Source organism: Pseudidiomarina aestuarii, assembly GCF_048263735.1.
In the GTDB taxonomy this organism is placed as follows: domain Bacteria; phylum Pseudomonadota; class Gammaproteobacteria; order Enterobacterales; family Alteromonadaceae; genus Pseudidiomarina; species Pseudidiomarina aestuarii_B.
In genome coordinates this window covers 1-12,134 of the sequence record NZ_JBLXDX010000015.1, presented here as the reverse complement: position 1 = coordinate 12,134, position 12,134 = coordinate 1, and the positions used below count along the sequence as shown (strand labels likewise).

General features: G+C 49.4%; 13 protein-coding genes, 1 tRNA gene and 1 pseudogene. 11 read left to right on the top strand and 4 right to left on the bottom strand.

What is annotated here, in order from left to right; genetic code table 11:
• A pseudogene (locus ACN0S4_RS13335) lies at positions 1-300 on the bottom strand (hypothetical protein); the annotation flags it as partial.
• A gap of 262 nt (positions 301-562) precedes the next feature.
• Here ACN0S4_RS13335 and ACN0S4_RS13330 point away from each other — a divergent pair.
• The 11 genes from ACN0S4_RS13330 to ACN0S4_RS13280 all read left to right on the top strand — a co-directional run bounded on the left by ACN0S4_RS13330 (position 563) and on the right by ACN0S4_RS13280 (position 9,606).
• The gene (locus ACN0S4_RS13330) at positions 563-2,086 is read left to right on the top strand and encodes a DUF6538 domain-containing protein (RefSeq protein ID WP_313451176.1); all 1,524 of its coding nucleotides are present in this window, start codon (positions 563-565) and stop codon (positions 2,084-2,086) included.
• Positions 2,087-2,829: 743 nt separating this feature from the next.
• A complete protein-coding gene (locus ACN0S4_RS13325; RefSeq protein ID WP_417658119.1) occupies positions 2,830-3,159 on the top strand; it encodes a hypothetical protein in 330 nt (109 codons plus the stop codon).
• A 496-nt stretch (positions 3,160-3,655) separates the two neighbouring features.
• Complete coding sequence (locus ACN0S4_RS13320) at positions 3,656-3,826, top strand: hypothetical protein (protein WP_155268700.1); 171 nt, start codon at positions 3,656-3,658, stop codon at positions 3,824-3,826.
• A 235-nt stretch (positions 3,827-4,061) separates the two neighbouring features.
• Positions 4,062-5,432 carry a hypothetical protein gene (locus ACN0S4_RS13315; RefSeq protein ID WP_417658118.1) on the top strand — a complete coding sequence of 457 codons (1,371 nt, stop codon included), beginning with the start codon at positions 4,062-4,064 and terminating at the stop codon, positions 5,430-5,432.
• 204 nt (positions 5,433-5,636) lie between these two features.
• The gene (locus ACN0S4_RS13310) at positions 5,637-6,098 is read left to right on the top strand and encodes a hypothetical protein (protein WP_417658117.1); all 462 of its coding nucleotides are present in this window, start codon (positions 5,637-5,639) and stop codon (positions 6,096-6,098) included.
• Complete coding sequence (locus ACN0S4_RS13305) at positions 6,098-6,304, top strand: hypothetical protein (RefSeq protein ID WP_417658116.1); 207 nt, start codon at positions 6,098-6,100, stop codon at positions 6,302-6,304. Before ACN0S4_RS13310 ends, ACN0S4_RS13305 begins: the two co-directional genes overlap by 1 nt.
• Positions 6,301-6,525, top strand: coding sequence for a hypothetical protein (locus tag ACN0S4_RS13300; RefSeq protein WP_417658115.1), 225 nt, complete (start codon positions 6,301-6,303; stop codon positions 6,523-6,525). The genes ACN0S4_RS13305 and ACN0S4_RS13300 overlap by 4 nt, the downstream gene beginning before the upstream one ends.
• 50 nt (positions 6,526-6,575) lie before the next feature.
• A complete protein-coding gene (locus ACN0S4_RS13295) occupies positions 6,576-8,219 on the top strand; it encodes a tape measure protein (protein ID WP_417658114.1) in 1,644 nt (547 codons plus the stop codon).
• A 170-nt stretch (positions 8,220-8,389) separates the two neighbouring features.
• Positions 8,390-8,605 carry a hypothetical protein gene (locus ACN0S4_RS13290; RefSeq protein ID WP_417658113.1) on the top strand — a complete coding sequence of 72 codons (216 nt, stop codon included), beginning with the start codon at positions 8,390-8,392 and terminating at the stop codon, positions 8,603-8,605.
• Positions 8,602-8,934, top strand: coding sequence for a hypothetical protein (locus tag ACN0S4_RS13285; RefSeq protein ID WP_417658112.1), 333 nt, complete (start codon positions 8,602-8,604; stop codon positions 8,932-8,934). The genes ACN0S4_RS13290 and ACN0S4_RS13285 overlap by 4 nt, the downstream gene beginning before the upstream one ends.
• Positions 8,935-9,051: 117 nt before the next feature.
• Complete coding sequence (locus tag ACN0S4_RS13280; RefSeq protein ID WP_417658111.1) at positions 9,052-9,606, top strand: tyrosine-type recombinase/integrase; 555 nt, start codon at positions 9,052-9,054, stop codon at positions 9,604-9,606.
• 492 nt (positions 9,607-10,098) lie between these two features.
• On the opposite strand, the gene ACN0S4_RS13275 is transcribed toward ACN0S4_RS13280, so the two are convergent.
• From ACN0S4_RS13275 to ACN0S4_RS13265, 3 genes are all read right to left on the bottom strand, one after another.
• Positions 10,099-10,416 (bottom strand): hypothetical protein, encoded by a 318-nt coding sequence (locus tag ACN0S4_RS13275; protein WP_417658110.1) that lies wholly within the window; start codon positions 10,414-10,416, stop codon positions 10,099-10,101.
• Between the two features lie 1,027 nt (positions 10,417-11,443).
• On the bottom strand, positions 11,444-11,677 hold the full coding sequence (locus tag ACN0S4_RS13270; RefSeq protein ID WP_417658109.1) for a hypothetical protein: 234 nt from the start codon (positions 11,675-11,677) through the stop codon (positions 11,444-11,446).
• Positions 11,678-11,939: 262 nt separating this feature from the next.
• Positions 11,940-12,029, bottom strand: a tRNA-Ser gene (locus tag ACN0S4_RS13265).
• Between the last annotated feature and the right edge of the window lie 105 nt (positions 12,030-12,134).

Genomic DNA, 12,134 nt, shown 5'->3' with positions numbered 1-12,134 from the left:
CTCACGCAGCAACCGCGCGCAATCCAGCAAGCGACGGTACGAACGGCTGTACAACCCCATCACTGGCCGATGGCGGAAGTCGCACAAGGCCAGCGGTCGCAATTCCACATCACGCTCGCGACGTAGCAGCACTTCAGCAAGAGGACGCTGCTCTTCGGGGATGAAAGCGACGGAATCTTGATGCGGGACACGTAGCTGCCGTGCGCCAGCGTCGGTGGCCAGCCAGAAACTGACCTCCGTACCCTCCGGCGCATCCCGCCAGTGCCGGGTCAGGATAAAGCCCCGCCGTAGCTGCGACATCACCCTCCCCTCGCTTCGCACAACACTGTGATGGCCATGCAGCAGACAAACCCGGCCGCCGCATACCGAGGCCACAAAAAGCAAAAACCCCCGGACTCTGTCGAGTTCAGGGGCTTAGGCTATATGTAATGGCGGAGAGATAGGGACTCTAAATTCTCTCACCCACAAGCCAGAAACCCCGTTACTTCGGGCCTTTCAGCACCAAGAGTAGTAGAATCGAGTAGTAGAACCGGCTCTATCACTCAGACTCTAGGCCCGCATTATGGCAGACCACATTTTCCAAAAAGAAGGCGAATCTACTTGGTATTGCAGATTGGACGTGCCCAAGGATGTACGCCCAGCTTTCAAAGGTCGAAAGGTGTGGGTCCAAAGCCTGAAGACAGGTCTACGCAGTGAGGCAATGGAACGCCGCCTCCCCTTGTTAGCGAAATGGAAAGCAGATATTCGAGACGCTAGGGAGCGGAAGTCAGAGCTAGGGGACGCATGGCGGGAAGACTTGGCAAAGCAAAGCACCCGGTACACCAAGAGTCTGAATCATCAGGTTATGCGTGCAGTCAGTGGCCCTGACTACAAACACAAGTTAACACCCGAGCTGATCCAAGAGCTTTGGCCGATCCTTCAGGAAACCATCGCAGATATGAAAGCTGCCGGGGTTCCTACCGAGCAAGCAGAACAACTGCCCACGCTACTCCTACAAAAATCCCAAGCATCCGGCATAGATCGTATCGGCCCCACCAAAGCACTAAACGAGCTGCTTCGTGGAGCATCAGCGCTTGCGGCTGTTACTAACCACTCCTTGAGCCAAGACGAAGCGCTTGAAGCTCAGCAGATCATGGCTGACCACACGACATACAAGCCCCGCTCCCCCATCACACAGAAGCGTCTGGAAGCCTTCCGTATCTCCCTCGAACGCAAGGGCAACGAAGCCAAGACCATCGACCAGATGTGCCGCCGTGTGAAACAGTTTTCCGACTACCTCACGGCGACAGGCAAGCCGGTGAACTTCGACACAGTGTCGGCCTACCTTGACCAGCTCACAGACAAAGCCGGAAACCCGCTTAGCTCCAAAACCAAGAAGCAGCACACGTGGTCCGCGAGTGCGTATTGGAAATGGGCCTGCAAACACGATGTCGAATGGCGTGAGCAGTACAAGGGCCAGCCCAACCCATTTGCCGACCATGATTTCCCTGTAATCAAAGGCGAGGCTATTAGCTGGGAAGCATTCTCTAAAAAGGACGTTGAACGGCTACACGCTCTGGCAGTTGAGAAAAAGGATCAACCCTTAGCTGACCTGATTGCTATTGGTGCCTACTCTGGTGCCCGCCTTGAAGAAATCGGCAGGATTCACCGCGACACCATCACTATTAAGAACGGTGTGCCCGTCTCTTTCTCAATCACAGAAGCCAAGAGTGCCGCTGGTATCCGAGAGGTGCCATTCCATCCCAAGATTGCAGCGCTAGTGTCATCACTGCTTGAAGCTTCTAAAGATGGCTTTCTTCTGCCTGGAGGCCACAACAAATATGGCAATCGTCTTGATGCTCTCAGCAAGCGTTTCGGAAGGCTCAAGACACAAGCAGGCTTCGATAAGCAGCACGTGTTCCACTCAATCAGGAAAACGACAATCACACTGGTGCATCAAGCAGGAGCGGACGTAGCAGTAATGCCGGGCCTGTTCGGGCACGAAACAGGGTTAATAACCTTCGACCTCTACTCCAAAGGTCCAAGCCTTGAGCAAAAGGCTAAGGTGATCGCCCTACTCGACTTCAAATTCGATTGTTTCCTGTAGTTTTGAGGGTGTAAATCGCCGTTCTCGTTTTTAGCCTTATGCCGATGCAGGCAGAAGACAGCGAAGATTTAACACCATACTTTTCCCTATATACATTTATTTATGCCTTACTATTGCAAAATAGAAAAATTAGTGTAATATCCTTCCTTCACCTTTGAATTTTACGAGTAGCCTCCTCTTGGAGATAGCTGCTCTTTCGTGCGTCTGCTATTTGGCAAGCACCAGCTTCACTACCGTTCGTCGGAAATGAGTATTAGACAAAGTTTGTTAATTAAGCTGAAACCCGCATATACAGCGGGCTTGACAAGTAAGTTAGCAACTAACTCAAATTAGAATGACAACTTAATACTTGACAGGAGTGCATATAAATGCTATTCTGTTTACAGATAGGGGCACTTTGTGCTCGGCGAAAAAAGTTTAGATTTAATTGCCTAAGATGTGTCTTCTGGATATTGAATTACGTCTAATAGGTATAAAGGACAGAAATTCTGTTCTGTTGTATCAGCTACCTGCAACGGGTCAGCTTATAGATTTTCCTCCTAAACCACCCCAGCTTGTTTCTCCTCTTCTTGTGCTGTGGTGGTTTTCAAAAAAGCCGATGGGCTTCTAACTCGCTATCAATTTGTGCACACCCTCTTGGGTGTTTGGTGCGTGTTAGTTTCTTTTATTCTGAAGGCGTTCTCGAAAGAGCTACGCCTTTTTTATTGGTTTTTTTATGAATCTATTACTTAGGAGATTCGACTATGGCAATCACTCGTCAGTGTGTTTGGTGTTCAGCACCATTCACCGCAAACAGACAGCACGCAAAATTATGTGGCAACACGTGCACGGTCTCTTGGCATCGATACAAGAAAGCAAACTTATACTGGCTCTCGTCTAAAGAGGCGTTTGAGGTGTTGAGTAATATTGCACAGGAAGGAAGGCATCCTAATCCGCTGTTTGCGCCAGAACAAAGAGCGTTTAAAGAATTTGAGGCTGAGGTGTATGCAAAGGCTTCAGAGGCACTATCCACCTACAACGGCCTCTTAGAAAAGGTTATCGAATACGGACAAGAGGAGGAGCGACCCAATTAAACGAGTGAAACACCAACTTTTACTAAGGGTTTTCACCCCTTAGATCGTTCATCAAAACAAACCCCACCCATTACAGGCTTTGTCTGTTCTGCGTGGTTCTATTGCCAAAATATAAGGAAACAATCCTATGAGAAGCTGTTTGGTGTGTAGCACCGAGTTTGAACCCACTAACGCACGCCATCGATACTGCGGAAACACTTGTGTTCAACGAATCTGTGTTCAACGTAAGGCTATCCGCTCCAAAGTGCATCAGATCGTAAAGACTCTTCGCACAATCGAATCCCTCCAGTTGCTGGATAGCAGCCTTGAGGAAATGCTGGAGAATATAGCGAATGAGGAATGAGATTTATATCGGAGACAGGGCGTTTTCAAAAGAAACACTCCTTATCGAACTTGAGCTTTTGAACAAGCTACAGCGCCTGAGTCTGAAAGAAGGTGCCTCTGTATCGGAAACCATCAACAACTTGCTAAACCAACAATTGAAGGAGCAGCAACAATGACTATCCTCCGACTACCGCATAAAACTTGGCATTGGTTTATGGAGCACTCCAATGCTCGACAGCGATCCGTAAAGAATGACATTGCCAACCTTGCAGACCGTGTTCGTAAGTTGAGAGAGGGTGAGATTACAGAGGACGATCTTCTTTTGTTTATCTACAGCCTGTAGTAATTGCACGCTACAACACATTAGCCTCCATCCTTAGTGCCACGTAGCTTCCAGCCATTAAAGAGGTGAACAATGAAACTGAAACTATCAGAGAGAGCGGAGCGAGAGCTTGTTGCATTGCACGAAAGTGCTGGAGAGCAAGTCAGCCTTACGCACTTTCTAAACACTCTCATCAGTAAAGAGTATGCAGCGATGCAAACTATAAATAACATCCCGCCAATAGAGGATTATAATAATGGTTCAACGAAACAAAGTATGCCAACACTGCAACATTGAGTTCACTACCAGTCAGTACGCTGCTAAATACTGCACTGTCTCCTGTCGCACCAAAGCCCGAAACACAAAGACAGCATCCAAGCGAATTGCCAATCTTCCGTGCTCCGATGAATGGTTGTGGGTCAGTCGTGAATGCAAGCGTGCTGGCACAGTAGAGATTTTAACGGATGTTGATCTGGTAGAACTGTTCTCGGTCTATCGTCGTCGCTTCAAATGCTACGGCTGGAACGAAGACAAACAGAAATCAAAGTTCCACCTCTGCCACATCAGCCCCGCTCAAGGTAAAGACACCGTAGGGCTTTTGCATCATCAAAACCTGTTCATCGGTAGCAGCCTTGCCAATCAAGTGCACGGTGCAACAGCGGTAGAAGGTGCTGGCCTGTGCATCAAGCGCAGTAGCCTTAAGAACAAGTGGCTTGTAGATGAGAAGGCAGCAGATAAGGCCGTACTGACCAAGGTTAAATCGTATCTGGGTCAGAAGCTGGTTGAGTATTCCAAGGCTCACCCGATTCGTAAGAGTCAGCGCTTTGGGTTGGCAAAGAAGATCAAGACGGAATTTCCCAAATGTGAGGTTCCTCTGGCTGAGCTGGAACGTATGGGCATGACCGCCCTGCGGAAGCTGTATGCCTCGCTACAAGAGCAGGAGCTGTACACGCTGAGTCTCACCCCACGCCGTACCCTTTGCGTCTATGTGGAGGAGCTGGAGCGCTTCGCAGAGCAATGCTCAGACCCTACCAAGAGCAGTGATTATGCCTTTACGGCTGCTGCTGTTCGGTGTGTGGCTCTATGGGTGATGAATCAACGTGGTGAAGAGGGTTTCGGTGCTATCGGTGGTGAAGCATACGGGTGCTGGTTCAACCCTGTACGCCTGAAGCCGGGACAAGATGGCAGCAACCTGCGCGACTTCGCGGCCTTCACTGCATTCAGTGTCCTGCAAGGTGCCAAGCCTGATCGAAAGCTCATCAGCAATACGCTTCGTAAGTACCTGGAGCTGGTCAGCTTGGATCATCACGATTCGAGGAACGATCACGGTGATGACTGGCTGGTTCACGCCTCTTGGGTCGTTGAAGACATTGAACTGTTTATTCAGCAGACAGAGAAGAATAAAGACGCTTTGAACACTGTTGGCCTGATTGACGGTGAGTTTTTGTATTGGTGGCTTGAGAGCCGCAAAGAAGCTCTACAGATTGCCAGCTTCTACGAAGAACGAGAGTTCACCGAGTGTCGATCAGAGTTCGATTACCCAGACGATTACTTTCAGGTTGAGGATGACTATGTGCCAAGCCCGCCTGTTGAGCCTTGGTATGATCCAGAGTTAGTACCGTTCTAAACTAAAACTTAACACCGCATATAGTCATTACAGTTAACAACACATCGTGCTCTAAGCCCCGTCTTTAGTGGCTTTCAGCCCACTGACCTTAGCAACACAAACTAAACACTAAAGCTTTTGCTCTTCACACGAAGTGCAGATAACAGGGCATCTATTGCCCACAACAACGCCAAATGGCAACAACTAAAATTGAGGAACAAAATTATGAAAACCAACGTAGTCAAACTGAACACCTTCACTTTCGACCAACAAGAGCTTGATCGTCGTACAAATCGAGCATGCGAGAATTTCAAAACAACTTTGCATGCGCTTGACGTAATCCAACTACCATTTTCCGTTGCAATCGACGCCATTGTCGAAGCTGCTCTCAGTGGTAAGAAACTTTCAAAATACAGGAAGCCAATCCTACAGGGCTCAATCGTCTACTGCTATTTCGAGAAACAAAATATTCAGCATCTCTTGGACGAAGTAGCTCAGCAAGAGAAGGAGAAATACCTCGCTGAGCTTGAAGCAGAAAAACGGCGCAACCTCGACTTGCTTGCAGAGCAACTGTACCAGCAGGAAAAAGCGAAGAAGATTAAAGCTGAGCAAGAGAAAGAACAGAAAGCACGAGATCAAGCCAAACGAGATGCCATCGATTACTTCAACAGCTTGGAGGTTAAGTAATGGACCTAACACAGCAACTACTGATGAAGAAATACCATCCTGAGGTCGTAAAGGAGCAAGAAGAGAAAAAGGCTCAACGTAAGAATGAGCTTCTCGCTTTTGTTGAAGGAATGGTTGCTGCTCTTGAACAAGAGAAAGAGACTAAACAAAGCAAAGTGCTCTTTAAAAGCAACGATGGCCCTTGGGCTGAAGGGGGGCGCCAATGATGAATGGTAAACGCCTGATGGCAGTGCTTGAGAAAAAAGCAAAAGAATCCAAAGCTCCTGCTCCTACAATTCTGACGCCCCCTCCTAAACAAGAAAAGAAGTATTCCGTAGCTGAGCTTCAGTGGGCCATTGATATTGTTATGCAAGCCCATTTGGAAAGCCTGAAACCTAAACTGACGACAACAGATCGCATTATCCGCCAACGCCTCGGGTTGATCTAAACAACACAGGGGAGCTTCGGCTCCCTTTGTTCTTACAAGGATAAGAGACAATGATTGTATCAAAATACACAATTTCAGTTGGATTCAATTTCCCTAAGTCAGAAATCAGGAAAGTTGACTTCCAACTAAAAGCGCTTGAGAAACGGTTTCAAGCATTCGGCAAGAATATGGCCACAAGCTTTGCCAAAACACTAACGCTCCCAGAGCTGAAGGTTAAGAAGCTCACACTTGACAGCTTAGGCGCTCAGCGCACCCTACAAACCGATATGAATCGTATTGGCCGTCTCCTCACTGTGCCTATCGGCAATGTCCACATTGACCAAGCGCGAATTAACAAGCAACTACAAGGTGTTATGACACGTGCAGCTTCAGCAGCACGTATTAATATTCGTAGTATTCAGGGAAGCAGCGGTGGTGCAAATATCCACTATCCGTCTCACCTAGGTGTACCACGAGGCTTTGACTCTTTCAGTGGTGGGTTTGGTGGAGCGGGTCTTGGTGGATTTCTTCCTCGTGTTGGTCCTGTTGGAATGGGCGCAGCAGGAGTAGCAGCGGCAGGGATGTATGCAGGAACTAAAGTCAATCAAGCTCGGGAGCTAATGTCCTCAAGGGAGATGCAGCGGCTACAACTTGAAATCGCTGTAGGTGGTTCAGAGGAAAGACGACAAAGTAGTATTGATGCCCTTATTGGACTTGCTAACAAGCTTGGTACAGTGGCGGAAACGCAAGTCGATGGCTATAGCAAATTTATGAAGCAAGCGCAGTTGAGTATGAAGCTTACAGCTCAACAGGGTTTCAACTTGTATCAGAACATGGGCATCGCCACGAAAGGTAATGGCGGCGACGATATGTCGATACAAAGACAGGCATATGCGTTGCAGCAGATCGGGGGGCTTGGATATCTCCGCGCTGAAGAACTCAACACCCAACTTGCAGACAGTAATCCAGCAATCCGCAGTTACATTATCAAAGCGTGGGAAGAGCGCACGGGACAGAGTGGTGTAGACAAGTTCCTCAAAGCGATGAGCAAACGAGAAGTTAGCTTTAACGATGTAATGAGAGGCTATGAGCTGGCAGCAAAGGACGCAGCCGGAAAGGTGGAAGAGCTTTCAAATACAATTCAAGGTGAATCAGCACGTCTACAGAATGCAAAGTTTGCTGAAGAGCTTGAGCGTACAAAGGGCGCTATGGGTGAAGCCTCCCGTCAGTTTGTACAATCTCAGCAAGAACTTCACGAGGCGATGACCCCATTGCGTGATTCGTTCTATTCCGTAGCCGCAGCATCGACAAGCCTTGCAGCAAGTCTTATTTCTTGGGGCGTTAAGCAATCTCAAACTGCCCCTGCTGTAAATGGTGAGGCGAGCAACGAGCAACGGTCTGAAAACCCTTGGTCGAGTTCTACAGGACGCGGAATGCTTTCAATACCAGATGCACGAGCCATCAAGAGTCCGTCATACCCTCAGTTCATATCCCCTTTGATTCCTGAGCAAAAAGAATGGGAGAAGTCTCGGTTTATTCCATCTGTTGATAGCCTGATGTCTTCTACATCCAGCAAGGTGGTAAATAACTCTCCCGTTATCAATCAAACATTCAATGTCAATGGTGTTGATAGCTTTGAGTTCAAGAGTCTATTCCAGAACGAGTTTAGGAACGTCATAGAAACAACGATGCTTCAATACTCTGAGAAAGAGTAATTGTTATAAAGTAACACATCACTAATCACACGAGTTGGGCATAGCTAGCAGGGACGCTAGCACCTCCCTCTCCGTTACACCCCGCATATACGCTATTCAAACAGTTGTTTGAGTTAAGCCGTTTTGTCCTCCAATCCTCAATAAATTTAAATTCAAAGGAGAAAAATCTCATGATTCGCCTGATAACGGCTGTCCTGCTTACAGCCATCACGTTTCACTTGTTCGCCCTGGAGCGCCAAGTAAACCAATCCGTAGTCACGGTGCAGCATCAAAGCCAAGAGATTGATGCACGCCTGTCCAAACAGAACGAACGCATAGACACGCTCAGCAATGAGATACGCAATCGTCTGAACGTCATCGAAGCCCGTCAGAGGGCCACGCGATGAGCGATCTTTCGTATATGTGGATTCTGGTTAAGCCAGCTTCGGGCCTTACGCCAACGCTGTTATTGGAAGCTTGGGAACCTGTCTCAATCGACGTGCAAGAAATGTCAGAGCCGGACACGTACAGCGTCCTGTTCAGTACAAGGCAACAGGGGCAGTTCTTCTACACGTGGCAAGAGTCGATCCGTGGCCAATGGCTGCGCCTTGGGTGGGCTAACGAAGCTATGTTCTTCCCAAGCCAACTTACCTATCTGAACACCCGCGAAGGCTTGAACGAGTTCGTTGCCACCTACCGAAGCGGTATGAAGGTTCACCAGCTCACCGAAGCCTAGCCCTAATTTACACAATGCTATTTTGTTAAGTAGCGAAGGCCGTAAATGCTTGAGCCTCCCTCGTTTCTTGTGTTCTAATTTACACAACGTAGGCATAGGGACATGGAGTAAATAAGCATGAAATCGGTTGAGGCAGTGAAAACGCTTGATGAGGTGGCCTTTATCAGCCGTAAGCTCAAGCTGAACGCAAAGGGCAACACCCTTTATGCAGACGTTTGGGAGTTCGGCCTACAGGCTGCTTTGCGAATCAGTGATCTGCTGTCAGTGACGATGGCAGAAGCCCTGACGGGTCGTCTTGTGGTGGTAGAAGGCAAGACCGGCAAGACACGCTCGATCAAGCTCAATGCGAAGGCTGTAGAGATAGCCAAGGCCCGCCACGCTGCCCACCCTTACCATACGTATCTGTTTGAAGTGGAATCGAACAGGGCCAAGGGTAAGCCGGTGTCACGTGTCGCCGTTGCTCAAGCATTCAAAGCTGTAGGCGGTGAAATGGGCATTCAGCTCGGCACCCACTCTATGCGCAAGACTCGTGGTTGGATCATGCACAGTAGCGGAGTCAGCATCGAGATGATCTGTAAGGTGCTGAACCACTCAAGCCCCGCGATAACGATGCACTACCTTGGTCTGACTCAAGCAGAGGTAGACAGCACGTATGACGCGTTCGTGATCTAGCTTTCCGCTACCCACAGCCTGCTAAGACAAGCCCCCGGAGGGGCTTCTTTCGTTCTGGCGTACACAGCGTGACCATATTTTGGAATTTGGTCACCAGTGCTGCGCTTGAAATCTACCCCGGCTTAACAATACGACCCTAGCGACAGGGTTTCAGAATTGGCCCAGAGGATATTTCCCTCAGCACCAATCTTGGCTTTGCGGAGGTTTGTGGCGCTTGCGGAGTCAAGAGGTGTGGCAATTTGGACAACAGAACGCACATCCGTCTGCGGTAGATAGCATCTTCTTCGCCTCGGAAAGAGCCTCTCTGCACGTCGAGAATGTTCCTACGTACAGCTTATTCTTAGGCATCTTGCTGCACCCAAGCCGGTGCATTTCGTTGTCGCCCTCGATGTCTGCATTCTCGTTCAGATAGTAGGAATCGAACGCCATGAGCCTAACCTCGTTTGTTGGGAGACAGCGTTTCCGCTTGCGTCGAATACATCTTCAACACATTCAACGCCAAGCTTGGGCCAGTAGATACACAACGACCACCAGCGCTATGACGATGATTGCGTTTCGCTTGTTGGAGGCGTTTCGTTGTTGATCTTCCTGCACGTGTTGATGTGCTTGTATGTCGTCCATCCCCTGAAGCTTGTAGTTCAGGACATGGTTCATCTTTCCCTGAATACGACTGTTGTGCCGGCTGTTGCTCGCAGCAACGATTACCCAGACGATCAGCCACAGCCCCCCAGTGAGGATCGAAAGGATCAGATGCAGGATGTGGTTTGTGGTCTTCTTCTGAGTCGCTAGAACAAAAATCTGCTCGTTCACGGTGGCTTTCCTTGCTCGGTGTGTCGTGCATGGAGCGTAACCGCAAGGTGGCTTTTTGCAACCACGAAAGAAAGGGGCGGTTGCCCGCCCCTCAGAAGGTTAGAAAAGAGTCAGTTGCCCTGGATGGCTCCTCCAGTGGGCACATACGTCCTCCCACTTGCCCAGCCGAAACCGGCGGTACGACCTGACATGAACACCACGCCCGCGACGGGGAGCAACATTGCGTCTGCGACGAATCCTCAAGCGCCACGCCCTGTGCCCGTAGGCATGAGCATCCAGCAATCTGGTTCCGCACCGGCGATATCGGCAGTACGTGTATTCCTCTCCATCATCACCCGATGGCGGTATATCATCGTTTTTCATAACGGTTCCTATTAAGGAATCCGTCACGAACAAACGGAGCGCAAGAAATTGCAGGCTCACTCTTGACCGGTTCGTCATTTAGCGCGATAAAACGGTTGAGTGCGTAAGGGTGTATGCCTACAATGCGCGCCTCGCTCAATTCGTGATCAGATTATTGATGGTTCGATTTGGGTTTGCTTTCCACTGGGTTCAGTTTCCTAGGCCGTCCCATTGGTTAGCGTCAGTGTTGCATAGGCTCCAGTCGCTTCTCAGCGGTTGGGGCTTTTTTGCGGCCACAAAAAAATTGTGGCAATTTCGCATCATAGTCAAATTTCGTGCCACTGGCAATAAGCCACCTCCTTCTTCTACGTCGTATGTTTCCTTTCCTCCTTCTTCCGTCCTTGGTGTCGCCACGATAGGCGAATTCGACAGGCGTCGTACATGATGCATGTGAAACTAAACAAGGCGAACGACGACCGGATTAAGCGGTTCGGGGGCTAGGATAATCGGACTCGAAAAACTGTCAACGCAATATGTTGCGTTTTTTCTTAACTTTACCTCGAGGTAAACATAGATGTAGTGGTGCTGACCCAATGTTACTTCAGCGCTCCCTGACAACCAACCAAGCCGCGTCAGACCTAGCACCGATGCTAGTTTTCTCCCTCTACTTGCTGACAATCCTACCTCAGCCACCCCTGACGGCCGACCGATCCGTTTCTTGATCGTCCTTCGGAATACCTTCGTGGTGCCCATAGTGGAATGGGTACGCAATACTGTTCTGAAGTTGCACAAGCTCAACATGGCTTCGGTTCGCCTCTCGCTGCGCCTTCTTGGCTCTATCGTTCGCTTTGCTTAGCTCCTGTTGGCTTTGCGCATAGAGCTGCACCAGCTTTCGCCGTTCGGCCTTAAGCGCCCTCACCTCCTCCCTTAGCTCGTGGCATTCCTCTTCTAGAAGGCGAGCGTGCTGCTGCCACACCTCAGCGAGAGTGGGTACACCAAGGAGAAATTCGAAATCGTCAGGGCACGACATAACAGCCCCTCACCAATTACTGTATGAACGTACAGTATAGCGATAGACCGCGAACAGAGGGGAACCGCTTAGGCGGAGTAGTAGAAGGGAGTAGTAGAAACAGAAAAGAAAAAGCCCCGTAACTCATTGAATTACAGGGCTTTTTTAATAGTGGCGGAGAGATAGGGATTTGAACCCTAGGTACCCGCGAGGGTACAACGGATTTCGAATCCGTCCCGTTCGGCCACTCCGGCATCTCTCCAGCGGCGCGCATCATAGCAGCTGGAGCAGGTTTGTCGAACCCCAACTGCATAGATTTTTTACCGTTTTCAGTCTCTTGCGTCCCACCATGAGCGGACGCAGGGCG